Here is a 20370-nt window from a genome sequence, read left to right as displayed (position 1 = left end):
TTGTCCGTTAGGAGTGATGTTTTTTGTTACACCTTTGAAGGCTTCAACAGACGTGTCTGTTCACGTTAGAGAGTGAGCGGCTTTGTAGTAGCAGGGAAGTGGAGGTTGAAGCAATGAAAGTTATGGTTTTGGGCGTTTCCGGGATGCTGGGTAACGCGGTGTACCGCGTGCTGTCCGATAATCCTGGTTTGAATGTTTTTGGTACCGCGCGTAGCGAAAGTGCTCGTAATCACTTTTCGCCCGCGTTGGCCGAGAAGTTAGTATTCGGTGTTGATGTTGAAAGCCACGATTCACTTATAAAAGCATTCGGCAGTATTCAGCCGGATGTTGTCGTTAACTGTGTAGGCTTGGTAAAGCAGCTCGCCGATGCCAATGACCCCCTCTTGGCCGTTCCCATCAATACACTGCTACCTCATCGATTGGCCGCCCTGTGCAAAGCCACTGATGCACGTCTGGTACATGTGAGCACTGACTGTGTTTTTTCCGGCACGAAGGGCGGCTACCTCGAATCAGATTTTCCAGATGCCTATGACCTGTACGGTCGCTCCAAATTGTTGGGCGAAGTTGATTATCCCCACGCGATTACATTGCGCACCTCGATCATCGGTAAAGAGTTGTCCGGGAACCGCAGCCTTGTTGGGTGGTTCCTCGCTCAAGAGGGTCAAGTGAAGGGCTTTACGCGGGCGATATTTTCCGGCTTGCCCACGATGGAACTCGCCAGGCTAATAAATGACTATGTGCTGCCTCATCCTGAGCTGCACGGCCTCTATCACGTGTCTGCTCAGCCGATCAACAAGTATGACTTGTTGGGATTAATTGCTGATGTGTATGGGAAAGATATCGAAATACTACCGTCCGATGAGCTGTCTATTGATCGCTCGCTGGACTCGAGTAGGTTTCGAATGGCGACAGGCTATGTGGCCCCGGAGTGGCCGGCGCTGGTCAAGTATATGCATGATTTCAATTAAATTTCAGGTGTCTGGCGATGTTCGATAACAAAGTTTTGATGATCACTGGTGGTACAGGCTCGTTCGGTAATGCTGTCTTGAATCGTTTTCTCAAGACGGATGTGAAGGAAATTCGCATCTTCAGTCGTGACGAAAAGAAACAAGAAGATATGCGAATTGCGTTGAATAATCCGAAGCTGAAGTTTTATATCGGCGACGTGCGCAATTACGACAGCATTCGAGATGCGATGAAAGGCGTCGATTATGTCTTTCACGCCGCAGCACTCAAGCAAGTGCCGTCTTGCGAGTTCTACCCGATGGAAGCGATACGCACCAATGTTTTGGGTGCGGAAAACGTCATGAAGGCCGCCATTGATAACAATGTCGACCGAGTTATTGTACTGAGTACGGACAAGGCGGTTTACCCAATCAATGCAATGGGTATCTCCAAGGCCATGATGGAAAAACTCATGGTCGCCAAGGCGCGGATGCAGGGCAATGGCGAAACGGTGTTCTGCGCCACTCGCTACGGCAACGTCATGGCCTCGCGAGGCTCTGTGATACCGCTTTTCATCGAGCAGTTGAAAGAAGGTAAGTCGATTACCATCACTGACCCGACCATGACCCGTTTCCTGATGTCTCTTGAGGATTCCGTGGACCTGGTATTACACGCATTTGAGCACGGTCGCCAAGGTGATATTTTTGTTCAAAAGGCGCCGGCATCGACAATTGAAGTGCTTGCCCAAGCGTTGAAGGAACTGTTCGAAAAAACCAACGAAATTCGCGTCATCGGCACACGTCATGGCGAGAAGCTTTACGAGTCGCTCGTGTCTCGTGAGGAACTGGCAAAAGCAGAAGACATGGGCCAGTACTATCGCGTTCCGGCCGATAACCGGGATCTCAACTACGCTAAATTCGTCGTGGAGGGTGAACTGGGTATTGCCGGTTCCGAAGACTACACGTCTCACAACACTGTTCAGCTCAATGTTGATGGTGTCAAACAATTGCTTCTAAAACTGCCGTACATTCAGGGGCAACTCAATGCTTAAAGTGATGACCATTGTCGGGACGCGTCCTGAGTTGATCAAAATGTCCCGGGTGATTGCGGAGTTTGATGAGCATACTCAACACATCCTGGTGCACACCGGGCAAAATTTTGACTATGAGTTGAACCAGGTTTTTTTTGATGACCTGGATATTCGCAAGCCTGATTATTTCCTCGGTGCGGTTGGCAGTAACGCCGCACAAACCATTGCCCGCGTCATTGAAAAAGCCGATGAAGTGATGGAGGCCGAGAAGCCTGACGCATTACTGTTGTACGGTGACACTAATTCGTGCCTGTCGGTCATTGCAGCCAAACGTCGTAAGATTCCGGTATTTCATATGGAAGCCGGTAATCGCTGCTTCGACCAACGTGTACCGGAAGAGCTGAACCGTAAAGTCCTGGATCACCTGAGCGATATCAACCTTGTTCTGACGGAGCACGCGCGTCGTTACTTGCTGGACGAGGGAATCCCGCCGGACCGTATTATTAAATCCGGTTCCCATATGCAGGAAGTGCTTGAGTACTTTAAGCCCAAGATTGCCAAGTCCGAGATTTTGCAAAAACTCGAATTGAAGCCTAAAGAGTTCTTCATCGTCAGCGCTCACCGCGAAGAAAACGTTGATACACCTGCCAACCTACAGGACCTGCTCAATACCTTGCAGGCGCTGGTTGAAGCCTATGACAAACCAGTAATCGTTTCCACCCACCCGCGTACTCGGCAGCGTCTCGAGGCTCTGGGCATGGATGGGTTGGACGCGAGAATCCAGTTTCTCAAACCGTTCGGATTCTTTGATTACATCCGTTTACAGATGGAAGCGTTTTGTGTGTTGTCAGACAGCGGCACGATCACCGAAGAAGCGTCTCTACTGAACCTGGCCGCCATCACTATCCGTAATGCTCACGAGCGTCCTGAAGGTATGGACCAGGGAACGCTGATTATGAGCGGTTTGAAAGCCGAACGCGTCCTTGACGCCGTTCGTATCGTCACCAGCCAACACCAAGACGCCGTCGCGCCGCGCATCGTTCCGGATTATGAGGGTGGCATTGTTTCACAGAAAGTTTTGCGTGTTGTAATGAGCTACGTAGACTTTATTAATAGGACAGTTTGGTCCAAGTGATTGGAAACGTATATACCTAAAAAACAGCGAGATATTTGATATGAGTACAGATACTGAGACGCTGGACGCAATATATAACGCAGGAGAGCGTCTGGTACCAGGAGAGACTCATGACCGTGCAGAGATTGTTCGCCATAAAAGCAGTTATCAGCTCTTTCGCGACATCATTGAATCTGATATTCGGGAAAATCCGGCGCTGATAGAGTCGGGTATCACCGTGCTCGATATCGGCTGCGGTACCGGTCACGGCACCTACATGCTTGATACTATTCTTGGTGTCAAGATTGTCGGCATTGATCCAAGTGTTGAGTCCATCCAGTACGCAAAAGATAATTATGGTTCGAACAATATCGACTATATCAATTGCGACGCTGAAGCCTTTGTAAGTCAGTCCAAAGGCTTTGATTACGTGGTTTCTCGTCACGCTCTTGAGCACGTCGAAAATGGTTTAAACTTCGCGCTGGGGATCGCGTGTCGTCGTCGGCTGATGGTGAATGTACCTTTCAATGAGTCGGAAGGTAATATTCATCATCTTGTACACCGTATCAAAGAAGAGCATTTTGATGCTTACCCTAATAAAGAGTTTTTTTATGAAGGGTTAGACGGTGTAACTAAGGTGGCGCGCGATGAAGAAGAACCGCCTAACTCCATTGTGTGCATTTCCAGTGCAGCGGAGCTGAAGCCGGTAAAAGAGCTTATTGGATTTCCCGTTCCAGCGTGGAAACCTGAATTTTTGCAAAATTTGGGTATCGAATCACTTGAGGCAAGTATTCAGACTGCCGAGTTACTGTCGCTTCAGAAACAAACTCAGCTTGTTGAAAAAGAAGCCCAGCTGGAAAATCACCACGCGAACCTGAAAAACTTAGAAGGAGATATTCTTCGGCGTGAAGCATGGGTCGCGGAAAAAGAGGCGCAGCTTGCCAACCATGAGGTGAACCTCAACGGCATCAAGTCAGCCCTCGTCGAGCGTGAACTCGCGATTGCAGAAAAAGAACAGCAACTGATTGAGCATGGTGCCAATCTGGAAGGCATTGAGGCGGGTCTGCACCCCCGTCAAGTGGTCGTTGCAGAGGCGGAAGGCGGTATTCAGCGCCGTGAGGCTCAGGTTTTTGAAAAAGAAGTGCAGCTGGTGGCTCTCGAGTCCAACTTGAAGGGCATTCAGGAAGACCTCGCTAGACGTGAAGCGGCCGTTGTCGAGAAAGAAGCGCAGTTGCTGAATCACGAGAACAACCTGAATGCTATTCAGGAAGATCTGGTGCGGCGTGAAGCCGCGGTTGCCGAGAAAGAAGCGCAGTTGCTGGGTCACGAGAGTAACCTGAATGGTATTCATGAGGACCTAGTTCGACGTAATCAGGAGATGTCCAGCAGTGAGCAAGACATTCTTCGGCGCGAAGCGGGTATTTCCGAGAAGGAGGCTCAGCTTACGGCCCGTGAGTTAAGTGCAGTGGAGCATGAGGCGAACATTGCTCACCAGAACAACGTTTTGTCTGTTCGGGAAAGTCAAGTTCGACAAAGTGAAGTAGGTGCTGTAGAAGAGCACGCGCGGCTTGCAGTCCGAGAAAAAGAACTGGCTGAGATGGAAGTCGCTTTGGCTCATCGCGAAACGTTGATTTCTAATAGTCTTATTTCGAAAGTAGCCCTAAAACTAGGTTCGTTCCGTAAATGAAAATTCTGCAAGTTAATGGCTATGAGTCGCCAGGACGGCGCTTTAACGGACTGTCCATCACCCCTTTATTAAAGACGCATAATATTGAATCCCAGCACCTCGTTTGGGAGAAAGATAGTCAGAATCCGGAAGTTTTGACGTTCGAGGGCGATAAGACTCGAAAAATAAATCGGATCGTAAACCGCTTTGAGCGTCTTACCTCAACGCAGTCTATGTTCTACCCGCATGCAAAGCAGATGATGAAGATGCCCGCTTTCAAAGAGGCGGATGTCGTGCACTTGCACATTATTCATTCGGGGTACATGAGTCTTTCCCATCTTCCGGAAATCACCCGGCGCAAGCCCACTGTATGGACCTTGCACGATCCTTGGGCGATGACCGGGCACTGCATCTATCCCTTTGAATGTGAGCGCTGGAAGACCGGCTGCGGCAGTTGCCCAGACTTGAATATTCACTTTCCATTACTCAGAGATACCACGCGGTTTTTGTTCAATTACAAAAAACGCTCTTACAAAAAATCCAAGTTTGATGTGATTGTGGCTTCGCAGTGGATGCGTGACATGGTCGAAGCGTCTCCGTTGTTCGAGGACGTTGACATCCACCATGTACCCTTCGGTTTGGATCTGAACTTTTTTTCACCGACGGCCTCTCCGGATGCGCGTAAACGCTTTGGCATTCCTGACGACGCTTTGGTTATCTGCTTCCGCGCAGTCGACAATCAGTTCAAGGGCTTGCCTTATATTATCGAGGCGCTGGAACGCATCAAAACGGATCAACCGATTTGCCTGCTCACGCTCAATAGCAAAGGGTTGATGGAGCGGTTTTCTGATCGTTTCCAGTTGGTCGAATTGGGCTGGACCAATAACGAGGAAGAGGCGCGCGACGCGTTTGTGGCTTCGGATATTTTTCTGATGCCCTCCATCGTCGAAGCGTTTGGCGTTATGGCCATCGAAGCGCTCGCCTGCGGTAAACCGGTCGTGGTGTTTGATGGCACTTCCTTGCCTGAAGTTACCTTCGCTCCCGACGTCGGTATTTCCGTTCCCATGCACGATGGGGCGGCGCTCTATGAAGCCCTCCAGCATTTGATCGATAACCCGCAAGAGCGACTTGAGCGTGGGCGAAAAGGTCGCGAAATTGCAGAAAAGCATTACGGTGATGAGCTATACGCACAACGCCTGGCTGATGTTTACAAAACGGTCGCGGCTAAATGAAGTTACTGCTCTTAACCGATATTCCGCCATGCCGGAACTTCACTGCGGGGCTGGTGCTTGATCGCCTGGTCAGTTTTCTGCCCAAGGACCAGCTTGCGATCTGTGCTGTGGTCAACCCTGCACTGCAGCCGGAAATACCGGCCGAACTGGACGACGTCCCGCGGTTGCTATTGACGAAACCGCGGGAGGCGTCGGTCAGGGTTCTTCCGCGTAGAGCCGGTGTGTTGTCGGCGTTTCCTTACGAGCTGCTTCAGGCTGGCCGAGTGCGTAACGATCTACTGCCTAAAATCGTTGAGTTCGCTAAAGCCCAGCGGGTAGACGCGGTTTGGGTCGTGCTTCAGGGGCAGACCATGGTTCGGCTCGCGCGTCAGCTGACGCAAAAGCTGAATGTTCCTTTGTTGACCCAAGTGTGGGATCCGTTTGGCTGGTGGTTGCAGGCGAACCGCATTGACGGGTTTACACGTCGCCGACTTCAAAAGGAGTTCGACGACGTTCTTAAACACAGTACGTCTTGCGCAACCGCATCCTGGGCGATGTCTGAGAACTACACGGCCAAATACAACGTCGCCAACGTTCCCGTGATTGCGGGCTTACCCCGTGAGTTGGCAACTGAACCCGCAGCGCGTCCTCATGTGCGCGACGAGTTCATTATCGCAATGGCCGGACAGTTTTATGCGCAGGCAGAATGGCAATGTCTTCAATATGCGCTTAATGGGTGCAACTGGACGGTTGCCGGCCGGCGCATACGTGTCCGGGTAATGGGCGGGGGATTCAGTGCATTTACTCAGAGCCCATCCAACTTTGAATATCTTGGATGGAGAAGCCAGGAAGAAACCATCCGCTTGTTGGCGGATTCGGATCTGCTGTACATGCCTTATTGGTTTTCCGAGGAATACCGAGAAGAGTCGAGTAACAGTTTCCCGTCCAAACTGGTTTCCTATTTCGCAGCAGGGCGGCCGGTGTTCTGCCATGCGCCTGCCTATGCGTCCCCTGCCAAATATGTTGAGGCTAACGACGCAGGTTACCTCTGCCAATCCTTGGACACGGCCACGATCGTTGCGTGCCTGGAGAAGGTTATCCAGGATGAGGAGACCTATGGGCGATACGCAGCGAATGGGCATTCATGCTTCATGAGGGATTTCACCCTAGAGCGAATGAAGACGTCGTTGCTCGAGTTTTTGGGTGACCATACGAAGGCAGCGGCGGGGCTAGCTACATGAATCAACATATCCTGACCGCGCATGTACGACATTTTGACCTCATTAAGCAGTTAATCAAGCGTGATATCGATATGCGCTTTAAAGGCGCACTGCTGGGCGTGTTATGGCCCTTGATTACGCCGCTGCTGACCTTGGCGATGTATGCCGTGGTGTTCGGTTATTTCCTCCCATCGCGCTGGCCGGGTGTCGATGGGATAACCGGATTCGCGCTGATGCTGTTTCCGGGGTTGATCGTATTCAATTTCTTTGCCGAGTGCGTAAACCGTGCACCGAACTTGATCACGCAGAACCCCAACTTTGTGAAGAAAGTCGTCTTTCCGGTTGAGTTGTTAGTGTGGGTGCCTATCGGCTCGGCCGTCTTTCAATTGTTGCTGAGCATCGTTGCCTGGATGGCGATAGCGCTTGCGGTAAATGGCAGTCTGCAATGGACCATCGTCTTCCTGCCATTTGTCATTGCCCCAATGGTGCTGTGCCTGCTGGGTATCACTTGGTTCCTAAGCGCATTGGGTGTTTTCTTGAGAGACATCGCCCAACTGACCGTGGTAGTCACGCAAGCATTGATGTTTTTCTCTCCTGTGCTGTATCCGCTGGACAAGCTGCCGGCGTGGGCCAGCAACATTATCATGCTCAACCCCCTCACGTTCATCGTAGAACAAAGTCGACTGGTATTGATCAATGGGGTTATCCCTGACTTTCGGGGTCTGTTGATCTACACCGCGGTGAGCTTGTTTGTGTGTTCGCTGGGGCTTCGCTTCTTCAGGTCGGTCAGACATGGCTTCTCGGATGTTTTATGAGTGTTGAAATGAACAGCGAAATCAAAGCCCTCCCCGTCATCGAAGTTTCAGACCTTGAGAAGGCTTACCATATCTATGACTCACCGCACGATCGTCTGAAGCAAATTTTTTTTGGGTGGAAGCGCAACTACTACCGTGATTTTCTTGCCTTGAAGGAAGTGAGCTTCGAAGTACTTAAAGGGCAGTCTGTCGGTGTTATTGGTCGTAACGGTGCAGGCAAAAGTACCCTGCTTCAATTGTTGACGGGCACATTGACGCCGACCAAGGGTTCAATAAAAGTTAATGGGAAAGTTGCAGCAGTTCTTGAACTGGGTTCAGGCTTCAATCCTGAGTTCAGTGGCCGGGAAAATATTTACCTCTATGCCAGTCTGTTCGAGCTGAAGAAGTCATGCATTGAAGAGCGGTTCCAGAAAATCGTCGATTTTTCGGAGCTGGCGGATTTTATCGACCAGCCGGTCAAAGCCTATTCAAGTGGCATGCAGGCACGTCTGGCTTTTTCGGTGATTGCGCACGTTGATGCCGATATTCTGATTATCGATGAAGCTTTGTCCGTGGGGGATGCTTTCTTTGCACAGAAGTGCATGCGGTTCCTTCGGCAGTTTCAGGAGAAGGGCACCATACTCTTCGTCAGTCATGATTTGGCTGCGGTCACTGCATTCTGTGATCACGCGATATGGCTGGAGGGAGGTGCTGTTCGTGAGGCCGGTAGCGCCAAGGAAGTGTGTGAAAACTACTTCGCTCAGCAATACATGCAACACACGGGGGCCGAAATTGCCACTGTTGCAGATGCGGCGGTGACGACAGACGATTCCGTTGCGGCGACCGAGCAAGAGCCCGAATTTGACATTATCGAGCAGCAGGTGGTTTCCATCGCGGATGGGTCAATTGCTAAAGGCGATCAAGAAATCGAGTGCTTCGGTTTCAATGAACAGTCGTCAGCATTTGGAACCGGGGGCGCGGAGATTCTGAAAGTCAGCTTTACCAATGAGTCCGGCCATCCCTTGATCGTCAGTGAGGGCGGCGCACAGGTGGTGGTCAAGGTCGTGGCAAAAGCTAATCATGACATCGACCTTCCGATCTTGGGGTTCACGATAAAGGACCGTCTGGGTCAACCGTTGATTGGGGGCAACACCTATCACTCGTACAAAAAGTCTCCCGTAAGAGTAGAGGCCGGCAAACGTATTGAAGCTGCCTTTCACTTCAAGTTACCTATTTTGGCCATCGGGGATTACTCGATTGTCGCGGCTATTGCCAATGGAACCTTGCAGGAGCACGTACAGTTGCATTGGATGCACGATGCTGTTCTGTTTAAAGTAGCTGCCTCAAGCATTGACGGTGTGATTGTTGGGGCACCGTTGGACAAAATAATACTTACTTCAAGGGTTTAGCACGGCTATGACACAACAACAAATGGGGCGATTGGCTTGGGCAGACTCATGCCGCCTGATTGCAATGCTGGGGGTTGTTATCATTCATGTTTCAGCACCGATATTCTACAACTATAGAAACATAAGTCTTGGGGACTTTCTAACTGCCAACGCTCTTGACTCCATTGCGCGAGTGGCGGTCCCCTTGTTTGCGATGCTCTCTGGCGCACTTCTCTTGGGGAGAGAGACGTCTGGTGCTTTTAGAGGCGTAGCGTCCCGTATAATGAAAGTCGCAGTGCCTCTGGCGTTCTGGAGCGTTCTGCACGTTTTCTGGATTTGCTACTGGCAGGGGCTGCCGCTGAGTATCCCATCGGCGCTGCTACAGGCATTCAACGGCCCGGTTATGTATCATCTGTGGTTCGTTTATATGATCATAGGGATCTACATCGTTTTGCCTATTCTCCAGCCTCTTTCCGCAGCGATCCTTTCGAGTAAGCATTTTGCCGCTTACTTCTTCGGGATCTGGTTTCTGGCGAATGCGGTAAGGATTTATGATCATGAGCCGATACTCAACCACCTAGTACTAACTGACTTCTTGCATTGGCCAGGTTATTTCCTGCTCGGCTACTACCTGGCGCACGCCGAGGCGGTTAAGAAGCTGTCCTCGTGGTACAGCGGCATTGTGTTTGTCCTGGCAAGTGTCACGACATTTTTAGTCAGCTGGTACTTGAACTCCAAATCACCCACCCCGGTTGAAACCGCGATGGAATATTTCAGCCCTAATGTCATGATTGCGGCGGTTGCGGCCTTCATGCTAATTGGGAAAATCCGCCTTTCGCCTGAGCTTGCAAAGCCTGTGGCGTTTTTGTCGGGCCTGGTGTTCCCTGTGTACTTTATGCATCTGCTGGTCATTGAACTTATCAAGGGCGGCATGTTTGGCTTTACCTTATCGCTGTCAACAATGTCAGCCTTCGCCAGCATCATCAGTTTATCGCTCAGTGCATTTATAGTTAGTTTGATTATCGCCGCGTTGAGCCGTCTGGTTCCTTATTCGTCCAGACTGGTTGGTTAACAAAAAACAAAAAATATACTGAAGCACCACTTTTAGGGGAAGGGGAAATATATGAGCATTGAGACTAATCCAGCACCACACGAAGACGTGACGGCCGACGTACCCACGCGAAAAGAAGATCCTATCGATTTGACCATCGTTATTCCCTGCCTGAATGAGGCAGAAAATATCGTTGGGATTCTTGACAGCGTCAAAGAAGCTGTGAGCGGCAAGGAATTCACCACCGAAATTATTGTCGTTGATGACAAAAGCGATGATGAGACCTATAGCCTGGCCTCTGCATGGAGCGAACAAAACCGAGATCACTTGCCAGTTCGCGTTATCAGCCGCTCTCTTCATCGTCGCGGCTACGGGGCAGTCGTTCGATATGGTGCCGCTCACGGGATTGGCCGTTACTGCATTTTCGTCTCAGCCGATGCGGTAGATCCTATCCACCTGATTCCAGCACTTTATGAAGAGATGGAAAAGGGTGCCATTTTGGCCCAGTGCTCTCGTTATATTCAGTCGGGCGATGACGGTACCATTCCATTTAAATATAAGTTTTTCCAGTTTTTCTTCCGTATCGGCGTCAAGCTGGCACTGGGTCAGTATATTCCTGACTCGACTTACGCCTTCAAGATGTTTCGTAGAAGAGAAACACTGGGTGTCGGCCTGAGCCAAAACAGATTCAGCATCAGCCCGGAAATCACCTTTAAGTCGATCTTGAAGGGAGGCGAAGTAAAATACATCGCGGGTGCACAGGGTGTCCGTGAGCGGGGCGTTTCAAAGTTTATCTTTCATAAAGAGGGGTTGGGTTTTGGTTATTGCCTGATTCGTGCGTTTTTACACAAAACTAAGTTGGTCTATTGGTTCTAATTTTCTTTAACAAGTATTTTTGGAACTGCCGTGTCTAACTTATTTTGTGATCAAGTGTCACGATCGTATCCGAAGCGGCCTCTTTTGGAAGCCTGTCTGGTCGCTTTGCTGCTCATCTTGGCCGCCTTCCCTGATGTCTTGTTCAATGGTGCGAGTCTGCGTCTTACGGATCAAGTGACAGGTGCCGTGATGGGGTTGCAGAAAAAATCGGTCTACCCCATTCCAATGGGGACGGACTGGTGGGGGGGCTATAACGATAGCGGTGGGGCGACTTATCAGTCTGACCCTATGATCCAGTTTATGGCCCATACCTTGAGAAACGGTGAGTCGCCTTACTGGAACCCTTATTCTGCTGCCGGTGCGCTTGGCCCTGAGGCTCTTGTTGATCAGAAGTTTTCTGCGTTGACGGTCGTAAGTGCGTTATTCGGCGGCAGCTCTCTCAGCTTCAACATTGCGATTATGATCGCCCTATATTTTGGGGTGTTCTTCATCTATCGCACCGTCCGGGAAGTGTTTGGGCTATCCTCTATCGCCGCTGCAAGCGCCGCGACGTTCTACCTGCTCAACGGTTATATCACTGCGAACCTTGGTTCAAACGTTACTCAAAGCTATCTCTATATTCCAGTCTGTCTATACACCGCGTTAGTCCTAATTGATCGTCTCTCGGTATTGACTTGGAGTATGGCGGTACTGGCGTTTGCGTTGTTCTTTTCATGCACGTTCATGCCGACCACTATTACCGGGCTGCTGGCGATAGGGCTAATAGTTGTTGGCTGCCTGATAGCTTCCATCCAGACGGGTAAGTATTCGGTCAAGCAGGGCTTTTTTGTTCTAGCTGTTCTGGCGACAAGCGTGTTGGCGTCAGGCCTATTGCTGGCACCGTTATACTTTCCCTTCCTAGAGAACTTGAAAAGTCTCGGTACGCTGGACGATTACTCGAAAAGGATATTCTGGGGGCTGCGTTTTCCCAACGCATTGGCGTCCTTTTATACCCCGAGCTATCTGTTTGAATCGTATAACGCCATGGAGCCAGCAGCGGCTTTTTGGGACGACGCCGGCTCCATTACCGGCAATAGCGTTTTTCACAGTGGGGTCGTGGCCATCGCTTTGGCCAGCTGTGCATTTTCGGCACGCCTGAAGCACTTCAAGTGGCTGGTATCGCTCTGTGCGCTGGGCGGCTTGTTTATCGTGGTACGGCTGTTTGATCCGGTATGGATTCACTGGTTATTTTCATACTTACCTATCGTTGGGAATATCGGGAGCCAGTATTGGTGGCCCGTGATCATGCTTGCTATGGTGGTGCTGGTGGGTTTTGGCGTTAATAACTTACAGCAGCGCGATTTCTATCTGCTGCCGTATATAGTGTTTATGGCAATTCTCGTTGCATCCCTAGTCTACTTGTTCAATCTATTTGGACTCCACGCGCCTGCGTTGGAGTATAAAACAAATTCCTTGTACTTCATCGTTGCCACGGTCGTGTTAATGAGTGTCGTTGTACTTACTCTAAAGTATGTGCCGCGCACGGCAAAGTGTTCGGGTGCAGTGTTCCTGGTGGTGCTGATTACGTTATTTGTTGAACTGTTGGGTTGGGGGAAAATGAGTCGCTTTGAAAGAAGCGATGTATTTGACAAAATGCCAGTCGCCATACAGTTTGTAAAAGATAATATCGGTCACTACCGGACCTTAAATTTTGGCCAAGGTGGTCTAGATCCTGAGCTAGGCTCTGCTTATCAGATTCAAGAAGTGTCGACCATGAACCAAGGAAACCTGCCGGCATTCAATGATTTTTTCTATTCAACCTTCAACTTGGCTAACACTCAACGGATTGGGTATGACGCTAGATTTGCGCCGCGAGGATCTTTTCCAACCTTCATGTTAATTCAGGACAAGCCGAATGCGAACTCCATCAATTGGGAGGCTGTCGACGTGTTGGGAGTTAAATATGTACTGTTACCTGTTGCTTACTCGGCGTACAAGGAAGAGTTGAAGCGTGTGGGGTTCGTCGAGGCTTACGAAAGTCTACGTACTGTTGTCATGGAAAACACCAAGGTGCTGCCGAGAGCTTTTTCGGTCAGGATGGCGGAGCGACCGGATAATAACAGCGCGAAGCTGCCACCTGGCTTCAGGAATACGCTGGTGCCAGCGGTCATAGAGACTTACCGCAATAGCAAAGTGGTGCTCAGTGGTGATGTGACTGAAGAGTCATTAGTATTCCTTTCGGATAACTGGCACTCCAACTGGAGCGCGCTGTTGAATGGCAAGAAAGCGCCGATCATCAAGGTCGAAAACACATTCCGTGGCGTCATTGTTCCTCCTGGCCATTACACGATCACGATGGAGTACCAACCCAAAAGCTTGTCATGGGCGCTGGGGTGTTCATTGTTGATCGTATTGTTGTTAATTTCGCTGGGGTTATACAGTAAGCGCACTGATGAGTTACTCCGTGAGCGCTTGGCCGCTTTTCACTGACGAAGCGCGTATTAGGCTGGAGCGGAGGCCAGCCTATGCGTGTATTCTGTTTCCGGTGAGGGGCCCGCGATGGCGGGTAAGGTGGCATTAGCATCGCGGATGGACGGTATTGATAGCTTCGGCGCATGATATGAGCTTAAAACCACAGTCCAATGCGCATTTCAGAAAAAAACAGGCTAAAGAGTAGGGGATTATGCGTTATATAAAAAAGAGCCAGGTTTTTTTGATTATAAAACTGTTGCTTGCTGGTGCGCTGGTCGTGGCGCTTCTGAACAGTGGTCAGTTGGACTTTGGTTCAATAACAGTAGTGTTCGATCATATCGATCTTTTTGTTCCGGCCTTGATTTGCCTGTTTTTAGGGATTTTGATTAGCGGCTTTCGCTGGTGGCTATTGCTTAAGGCAACACAGAATATAATTCCACTGAGTACGGTGCTTAATCTGCAGTTGATGGGGAGCTTTTTCTCCACCTGGCTACCAGGGGCGGCGGGTGGTGACGCGGTTAAGGGCGTACAGATCTTTCGGCTGTTGGAAAGTGGCCGGTCGACAGCGCTTATTTCAATCGTCACAGACCGAGTGTTTGCTATGTTAGGCTTGGTGTCTGTCGCAATGCTGGTTTCAGTTTTTCTACCTGCTGCCGTATCTCCGGATTCAGAGTTTCTTCAATATATTGGTTTGCTAAGAGTTCTGGTATTACTGTCTTTCATGGGTTTGATACTGCTGGTCTTGGGGGTCTTTGTTGCGTTGAAGTTTTCCCTTATTGATCGGTTGCCGATAAAAATTCGACATCACCTTCAGCCGTTCGGTTTGACGCTGCTCATGTATTTCCGTGCCTGGCCAACGTTGTTGCTTTGTTGGGTCGCCTCGTTGGCTGCGACGGGTATTGTGATTATTGGAATGGTGATAATAGCGTCAATGTTCCCGTTCGCCGCGAATGCGGAAGTGACTGCCATTGCAGGTGTATTCGGGAACTTATTCTCGGTTATTCCTATAACGCCAGGTGGTTTAGGTGTCGGTGAGTCTGTGTTTTCTAAAGTGTGCGTCGAGTTAGCTAGCAGGGTTGCTCCCTTTGCGACGATTTACTTCTGTTTTCGAGTTGGCATGCTTGTGGTAAATATTCCTGGAATGGTCGCGACTCTACTGTACAGCACAAAGAAACATCGTGAGAAAACACAGAGTTTGAGTGCTGAAAAACTCGCGTAGGAGTTTGTGATGCTTTCGATTCCTGAGAAGGAATTACCGGTTGATGATTTCTCGCCGTTGGTGACAATCGTTATTCCGGTTTTCAATGGGTCGGCTTTTTTAGGTGGAGCGATAGAGAGTGCGCTGGGGCAAACATACTCGAATATAGAGGTCATTGTTGTAAACGACGGTAGTCATGATGACGGGGCGACTGAGCGCGTCGCCCTTTCGTTTGGAGATCGCATCCGTTACTTAAAAAAGATTAATGGTGGTGTCGCGTCAGCATTGAACTGTGCGATACGTGAAATGGCAGGAGAGTATTTTTCCTGGTTAAGCCATGATGACCTCTATACCCCCCAAAAAATCGCCCAACAGATCAGTTTTTTGAACAAATACGAAACTGCTCGAACGGTTATCTATTCTGATTATTCAATTTTCACGGACGAGGCGAAAGCAGACGATATTTCCGTTTTTATGCCAGGGGTGCCGACTGAGTACTTTCGCTATTGGCTGACCGCACGTAGCGCCTTGCATGGTTGCAGTTTGCTGATACCACGAGGTGTTTTTGCGGAAGTTGGAATGTTTAGTGAGGGCTTACGGACGACGCAGGATTATGATTTATGGTTTCGTGCTGCAGAACATTTTGCATTTATTCATATGCCCTCCGTCCTTATTCGTGCTCGTAGCCACGCTGGCCAGGATACGCGTAGCAAAGTCGAACTTGCCTTTAAAGAGTCGAGTGAATTATACCTGGCTTTTGTGAAGGAACTTTCATATTTGGAGGTGCCTGGAGCCACTTCACATGAAGTGGGTGGTAGTTATTTGATATTGGCCTCAAGCTTAAGGGGGCGTGGCTTTATAGACGCAGGACAGTACTGTGCTGGTGTGGCCAGGCGTTGCGGCGTTTCCTCTATTCGCATACTTACAGTAACCAGTCAGGCTGGCTGCGCCTATTTTCTAAGGAAAACCATACTGAGATTATTGTCCTCGCGTACTAAACAAAGAGTGCGCCGCGCCTATAGTCGTCTGTGCGAAATCCAGAGAGGTTTTAAGGTTCTTTGAACACTCCAAGGAAACTATTTTTACACGCACCTGGTATTCATGTTGGTGGTGGACTGACGCTTCTGCAAGCGCTTTATTCTGCGGCAGATAGTCGTGTGGATTTCGAGCAATTGGATACTCGAGCTGCGCACCTGATACCCTCGTCATCCGCTGAGCGACACTTAATACGGCCCTCGTTTTTTTCCAGGCTTGCTGCCGAGTTCAGGCTTAAGCAGCATGTTGCCAAAGGCGACGCGGTGCTTTGTTTCAACGGCTTGGTCCCATTATTTCGCTGTCAAGGCGAAATAACGGTATTCCTGCAGAACAGACTGCTGATTTCCACCGCTCGCCTGCATAATTATTCGTTGAGAACCCGGCTACGCCTAACTGTCGAACGTTTTTTGATAAAAAACTTGGCGCACCGGGTCAATAAATTTATCGTGCAAAGCCCTTCGATGGCGGAACAAACCCGCGCGTATTTAGGTCCTAATACCAACATTGTGATTTGTCCATATATTGCGAACTCCAGTAGGTCTGCTGCTGTCACTGATAGAGAGCGGCGCTTTGATTTTGTTTATGTTGCTAGCGCAGACCCTCATAAAAATCATGAATCGCTATTGCGCGGGTGGTCACAGTTGGCGGAGCAGGGTATACGCCCCAGTCTGGCGCTTACCCTTTCCCTGGATTCACCCTTAGCTGCGCAGGTTGCAGACTTGAAAGAGCGCTGGGGGTTAAACGTCACTAATCTCGGTTCACTAACATCAACAGAGGTTGGCAGTCTTTACGCTCAAGCAAGGGCCTTGATCTACCCCTCTTTTACCGAGTCATTGGGGTTGCCTCTGATCGAGGCTTCTCGAATGGGCCTGCCCATCATCGCCGCTGAGCTTGACTACGTCAGAGATATTGTTGACCCTGTGGAGACTTTTGATCCTCACTCAGCCACTTCTATCGCGCGTGCTGTCAAACGTCATCTCGGTATTGTGAGTTTGCCTCAAGCCATATTCGGTCCAGAGGTGTTTTTAAGAGAAGTATTAGAATGAAAGTTTTAGTGTGGGCGCAATATTTTTGGCCGGAAAGTTTTCATATCAATCATGTGGTAGAAGAGCTGCAGGCTCAGGGCGTGGACGTTACCGTTCTGACCGGTAAGCCAAACTACCCTGAAGGAAAAATTTTTCCCGGATATCGCGCGATGGGGATTCACACTGAACACCATGAGGGTGTAGAAATAATCAGGTTGCCTTTGCGCGCTCGAGGTAAGAACTCGGGAAAGGGCATGGCACTGAATTATTTGTCATTTATTGTATCTGGTTACCTGTTCGCCCCTTGGGTGTTACGCGGTAGAAAGTTTGATGTGGTTTTTGTCTACGCCCCATCGCCTCTGCTTCAGGCACTTCCGGCTGTATACGTTTCATTCATCAAGCGTGCCGCGCTAGCAGTTTGGGTGCAAGATATTTGGCCTGAGACCTTGCTGGCTACAGGATTTGTTAAGAGTAAAGTGATTTTAAAACTGGTCGAGTATTTTGTACGCTATATTTACAGGTTTTCGGATTCAATTTTGATTCAGTCGGAGGGGTTTCGCTCATCGGTACAAAGACTCACGAAGAAGTGGAGCAAGATCAGGCTACTGCCTAATTCGTCTAAAGAGTTAGTCCGGACCGCGCCCCCTGCATCCTCTAAATTGCACGAGATTTTTCGTCATTTTTCGGTAGTGTTTGCGGGTAATGTAGGTTCTGCTCAGTCGTGTAACACTATTGTAGAAGCCGCTTACCTTTTGCGTGAGCACGAAGGTATTAAGTTCTTTGTCGTAGGAAGTGGTAGTGCGGAGGAAGCTGTTGCTCAAACAATTCAAGACTTGGGCGTTACAAATGTGGAGTTGCTGGGGCGTATATCCCCTGAGGAAGTCGCTGATATCTATACGGTCTCTTCGGTGTTGCTGGTAACGCTGAAGGGTGATGCTGTCCTTTCCGCGACGATTCCAAGTAAGGTCCAGGGTTATCTGGCAGCTGGCAAGCCTATTATTGCCAGCTGCAATGGGGAAACGGCGCAGGTTATCTTGGATGCACAGGCGGGTTTAAGCTCCCCGGCGGAAGATTCCGGGCGTCTTGCGGATGCTGTTCTGGAGCTATACAACAGTGATCCTTCGCGCCTGGCAGCAATGGGGAAGAGTGGGCGGGAGTTCTTCCTGAAGCATTATCACCTGCCGGCAAGGACCGCTGAACTGATAGAGCATTTTCAAGATTTGAAGCGTTCTTCAGCTAAGCATCGGATAGGTGAATAGAGTAATGTGGATCAGATTTAAGCCGAAGTGGGTAGCAATAGCAGCACACAGGCCCCCAAAACGATAAGCAAGGCCGTAGCCTATGCCTGCAATACTCGCCAGAAGGGCCCACTGCCAACCTGCGCCAATGTGCACAAAACCGAACAAAAGCGAGGCCAGTAGCAGTGCGAGATTCTCGCCGTATGGCAGGTTTTTGAAGCGTTGGCTTAGACCTCCCTGAATGTAGCCACGAAACAGTGCTTCCTCCACCAGTGTCACCAGCAGCAGGTTGTTCAGTACCCACAGCCACATCTGTTCCGGCCATTTGGGTGCCGAGGTGATAATCCCAAGTAACACCGCTCCACCTAGCGCTGCAACGGCCGTCAGGGTCAAGGCTAAGGCTGCAACGCAAATGGTCAGGCGCAATGAGCGTCGCACCACAATCCAAGGACAGGCCAGCAACAGCCAAAAGCCAATCAGTGGTTTGTCCTGGTTCAGGTACATCGAGAACGGTACGGCGTCGGGCGTAAAGCGCTGCGGGTCAATCCCGCGCCCATTGTAGAAACCCGGCAACCAGTGCATCGCCAGGCCCAGCGCCAATACGATGAATAGCCCGTGGCCGAGGTAACGCGCCCACGGCGTGCGTTGCTGGCGCACGGCGTAGCCGGCGATCAGCAGCAGGGCGACCGACACCGCCGCCAGCGCGCCGAGTTGCCCATAGGTCAAGGCCAGTACATAGCCAATGGAGAGAAGCGCCAGGTACAACCAGGGCAGAGCGAGCATGTGAAATCCTTGGATAAAAACTGGTCGGCATTATAACGACCGAGCCTACGCTTCAAAGTGAAAACTCCTCCACGCGAATAGAGCTGATTGCAAAACCTGTCGACGGCTGGTTATAGTCAGCGCTCTTCAACCCTTCACACAAGATCAGCCCATGCCAGCTTCCCCTCGCATAGCGGTAGTCGATTCAGCGGTCAACGCTGTGGTCGTGCCGTGCAGGAACAAGCAGCCTGCGCAGATCAGTCACTACCCCCCACCTGTCAGTAGCACGCCGGTGTACGCAGTCGTATCACCGCCGGGTGTTGGCATTTCGGGCTGATCAGCGAATAGCTGTTCCCCTGTGCCCGCCTGAAAAACCTACTGAGTTTCAGCCTTAGCTGAATTGGCTTTTTTGCCTGATTACAGGTGGTAACCATGTCTGTTCTTTCGAAACAATCCGTGGCCGCGGCGGCCACGACGAGCCTGTTTGTCCTGCTGTGGAGCAGCGGGGCGATTTTCTCCAAGTTGGGCCTGGCCCATGCTTCGCCCTTTGCCTTTCTGTTGATCCGTTTTGCCATTGCCCTGGCAGGGTTGGTGATCTTGGTGCCGATCCTCAAGCTGAAGCTACCCCGCACCGGCAAGTCGATGTTGTATGCGGCGGCAACCGGGCTGGTGCTGTTGGGGGCGTATCAGATTTTCTATCTGCTGGCCCTAGACCTCAAAGTGACGCCCGGCGTGATGGCAACCGTCATGGGCGTGCAGCCGATCCTGACGGTGGTGCTGATGGAACGTCAGCGTTCGTTAAGCCGCATGTTCGGCCTGACGCTGGGGTTGGCGGGGTTGATCATGGTGGTCTACCAGGGCATTGGGCTGTCGGGCATGTCTCTGGCAGGGATGCTGTTCGGGCTGCTGGCGCTGGCGAGCATGACCTTTGGTTCCATCATGCAGAAGCGCATTACTGACAACCCCTTGGGCACGCTGCCGGTGCAGTACCTGGCCGGGCTGTTGCTGTGCTCGGTATTTGTGCCATTCCAGCCCTTCCACTTTGAACACAACGCCGGCTTTTACCTGCCAGTGTTGTGGATGGGGTTGGTGGTGTCATTGCTGGCGACGCTGTTGCTGTACCGCCTGATTGCGCGAGGCAATCTGGTAAATGTCACCAGCCTGTTTTACCTGGTGCCGGCGGTAACGGCCGTGATGGACTATCTGATCTTTGGCAATCGGCTCGCGGTATTGAGTGTGCTAGGGATGGTTTTGATCATCATCGGCTTGGCGTTTGTCTTCCGTAAACACTAGAAGGTGAGCACCAAGGGGGCGGTAGATCGCACGCCGAAACGCCCCCTTGGGCATCAGAGGGTCATGTTGTACC

General features: G+C 50.5%; 17 protein-coding genes. 16 read left to right on the top strand and 1 reads right to left on the bottom strand.

Going from position 1 to position 20370, the window contains the following annotated elements; translation table 11 throughout:
* Positions 1 to 113 precede the first annotated feature (113 nt).
* The 15 genes from HU759_RS22315 to HU759_RS22245 all read left to right on the top strand — a co-directional run bounded on the left by HU759_RS22315 (position 114) and on the right by HU759_RS22245 (position 18263).
* Positions 114 to 968: an SDR family oxidoreductase gene (locus HU759_RS22315; RefSeq protein WP_170039232.1), complete on the top strand. Its 855-nt coding sequence runs from the start codon at positions 114 to 116 to the stop codon at positions 966 to 968.
* A gap of 17 nt (positions 969 to 985) precedes the next feature.
* Complete coding sequence (locus HU759_RS22310; protein ID WP_170039230.1) at positions 986 to 1996, top strand: polysaccharide biosynthesis protein; 1011 nt, start codon at positions 986 to 988, stop codon at positions 1994 to 1996.
* The gene (gene wecB, locus HU759_RS22305; RefSeq protein ID WP_170039228.1) at positions 1989 to 3110 is read left to right on the top strand and encodes a UDP-N-acetylglucosamine 2-epimerase (non-hydrolyzing); all 1122 of its coding nucleotides are present in this window, start codon (positions 1989 to 1991) and stop codon (positions 3108 to 3110) included. The genes HU759_RS22310 and wecB overlap by 8 nt, the downstream gene beginning before the upstream one ends.
* Before the next feature lie 40 nt (positions 3111 to 3150).
* Positions 3151 to 4776, top strand: coding sequence for a class I SAM-dependent methyltransferase (locus HU759_RS22300; RefSeq protein ID WP_170039226.1), 1626 nt, complete (start codon positions 3151 to 3153; stop codon positions 4774 to 4776).
* The gene (locus HU759_RS22295; protein ID WP_170039224.1) at positions 4773 to 5987 is read left to right on the top strand and encodes a glycosyltransferase family 4 protein; all 1215 of its coding nucleotides are present in this window, start codon (positions 4773 to 4775) and stop codon (positions 5985 to 5987) included. Before HU759_RS22300 ends, HU759_RS22295 begins: the two co-directional genes overlap by 4 nt.
* Positions 5984 to 7207, top strand: coding sequence for a glycosyltransferase (locus tag HU759_RS22290; RefSeq protein ID WP_170039222.1), 1224 nt, complete (start codon positions 5984 to 5986; stop codon positions 7205 to 7207). The genes HU759_RS22295 and HU759_RS22290 overlap by 4 nt, the downstream gene beginning before the upstream one ends.
* A complete protein-coding gene (locus HU759_RS22285) occupies positions 7204 to 8001 on the top strand; it encodes an ABC transporter permease (RefSeq protein WP_170039220.1) in 798 nt (265 codons plus the stop codon). Before HU759_RS22290 ends, HU759_RS22285 begins: the two co-directional genes overlap by 4 nt.
* Positions 8002 to 8009: 8 nt before the next feature.
* Positions 8010 to 9389 (top strand): ABC transporter ATP-binding protein, encoded by a 1380-nt coding sequence (locus tag HU759_RS22280; protein ID WP_170039218.1) that lies wholly within the window; start codon positions 8010 to 8012, stop codon positions 9387 to 9389.
* 7 nt (positions 9390 to 9396) lie between these two features.
* A complete protein-coding gene (locus HU759_RS22275) occupies positions 9397 to 10440 on the top strand; it encodes an acyltransferase family protein (RefSeq protein ID WP_170039216.1) in 1044 nt (347 codons plus the stop codon).
* 51 nt (positions 10441 to 10491) lie between these two features.
* Entirely contained in the window at positions 10492 to 11295 is an 804-nt protein-coding gene (locus tag HU759_RS22270; protein WP_170039214.1) for a glycosyltransferase family 2 protein, read from the top strand.
* A 30-nt stretch (positions 11296 to 11325) separates the two neighbouring features.
* Complete coding sequence (locus HU759_RS22265; RefSeq protein WP_186617181.1) at positions 11326 to 13764, top strand: hypothetical protein; 2439 nt, start codon at positions 11326 to 11328, stop codon at positions 13762 to 13764.
* Between the two features lie 193 nt (positions 13765 to 13957).
* Positions 13958 to 14965: a lysylphosphatidylglycerol synthase transmembrane domain-containing protein gene (locus tag HU759_RS22260; RefSeq protein WP_170039210.1), complete on the top strand. Its 1008-nt coding sequence runs from the start codon at positions 13958 to 13960 to the stop codon at positions 14963 to 14965.
* Between the two features lie 9 nt (positions 14966 to 14974).
* On the top strand, positions 14975 to 16006 hold the full coding sequence (locus tag HU759_RS22255) for a glycosyltransferase (RefSeq protein WP_170039208.1): 1032 nt from the start codon (positions 14975 to 14977) through the stop codon (positions 16004 to 16006).
* Positions 16003 to 17025 carry a glycosyltransferase gene (locus HU759_RS22250; protein ID WP_170039206.1) on the top strand — a complete coding sequence of 341 codons (1023 nt, stop codon included), beginning with the start codon at positions 16003 to 16005 and terminating at the stop codon, positions 17023 to 17025. Before HU759_RS22255 ends, HU759_RS22250 begins: the two co-directional genes overlap by 4 nt.
* Positions 17022 to 18263 (top strand): glycosyltransferase family 4 protein, encoded by a 1242-nt coding sequence (locus tag HU759_RS22245; protein ID WP_170039204.1) that lies wholly within the window; start codon positions 17022 to 17024, stop codon positions 18261 to 18263. Before HU759_RS22250 ends, HU759_RS22245 begins: the two co-directional genes overlap by 4 nt.
* On the opposite strand, the gene HU759_RS22240 is transcribed toward HU759_RS22245, so the two are convergent.
* Positions 18237 to 19025, bottom strand: a complete 789-nt coding sequence (locus HU759_RS22240) for a CPBP family intramembrane glutamic endopeptidase (RefSeq protein WP_170039202.1) — start codon at positions 19023 to 19025, stop codon at positions 18237 to 18239. The genes HU759_RS22245 and HU759_RS22240 overlap by 27 nt on opposite strands.
* 411 nt (positions 19026 to 19436) lie before the next feature.
* Here HU759_RS22240 and HU759_RS22235 point away from each other — a divergent pair, with 411 nt between their 5' ends.
* Positions 19437 to 20297: a DMT family transporter gene (locus tag HU759_RS22235; protein ID WP_170039200.1), complete on the top strand. Its 861-nt coding sequence runs from the start codon at positions 19437 to 19439 to the stop codon at positions 20295 to 20297.
* Positions 20298 to 20370 lie beyond the last annotated feature (73 nt).

The organism is Pseudomonas sp. OE 28.3 (genome assembly GCF_014268205.2).
Lineage (GTDB): Bacteria > Pseudomonadota > Gammaproteobacteria > Pseudomonadales > Pseudomonadaceae > Aquipseudomonas > Aquipseudomonas edaphica.
This window is presented reverse-complemented; position numbering and strand designations above follow the sequence as displayed.

Coding starts and splice junctions, on each gene's coding strand:
- HU759_RS22315 (WP_170039232.1), top strand. CDS start 114: ATGAAAGTTATGGTTTTGGGCGTTTCCGGGATGCTGGGTAACGCGGTG.
- HU759_RS22240 (WP_170039202.1), bottom strand. CDS start 19,025: ATGCTCGCTCTGCCCTGGTTGTACCTGGCGCTTCTCTCCATTGGCTAT.
- HU759_RS22285 (WP_170039220.1), top strand. CDS start 7,204: ATGAATCAACATATCCTGACCGCGCATGTACGACATTTTGACCTCATT.
- HU759_RS22290 (WP_170039222.1), top strand. CDS start 5,984: ATGAAGTTACTGCTCTTAACCGATATTCCGCCATGCCGGAACTTCACT.
- HU759_RS22260 (WP_170039210.1), top strand. CDS start 13,958: ATGCGTTATATAAAAAAGAGCCAGGTTTTTTTGATTATAAAACTGTTG.
- HU759_RS22270 (WP_170039214.1), top strand. CDS start 10,492: ATGAGCATTGAGACTAATCCAGCACCACACGAAGACGTGACGGCCGAC.
- HU759_RS22300 (WP_170039226.1), top strand. CDS start 3,151: ATGAGTACAGATACTGAGACGCTGGACGCAATATATAACGCAGGAGAG.
- HU759_RS22235 (WP_170039200.1), top strand. CDS start 19,437: ATGTCTGTTCTTTCGAAACAATCCGTGGCCGCGGCGGCCACGACGAGC.
- HU759_RS22310 (WP_170039230.1), top strand. CDS start 986: ATGTTCGATAACAAAGTTTTGATGATCACTGGTGGTACAGGCTCGTTC.
- wecB (WP_170039228.1), top strand. CDS start 1,989: ATGCTTAAAGTGATGACCATTGTCGGGACGCGTCCTGAGTTGATCAAA.
- HU759_RS22255 (WP_170039208.1), top strand. CDS start 14,975: ATGCTTTCGATTCCTGAGAAGGAATTACCGGTTGATGATTTCTCGCCG.
- HU759_RS22295 (WP_170039224.1), top strand. CDS start 4,773: ATGAAAATTCTGCAAGTTAATGGCTATGAGTCGCCAGGACGGCGCTTT.
- HU759_RS22275 (WP_170039216.1), top strand. CDS start 9,397: ATGACACAACAACAAATGGGGCGATTGGCTTGGGCAGACTCATGCCGC.
- HU759_RS22245 (WP_170039204.1), top strand. CDS start 17,022: ATGAAAGTTTTAGTGTGGGCGCAATATTTTTGGCCGGAAAGTTTTCAT.
- HU759_RS22280 (WP_170039218.1), top strand. CDS start 8,010: ATGAACAGCGAAATCAAAGCCCTCCCCGTCATCGAAGTTTCAGACCTT.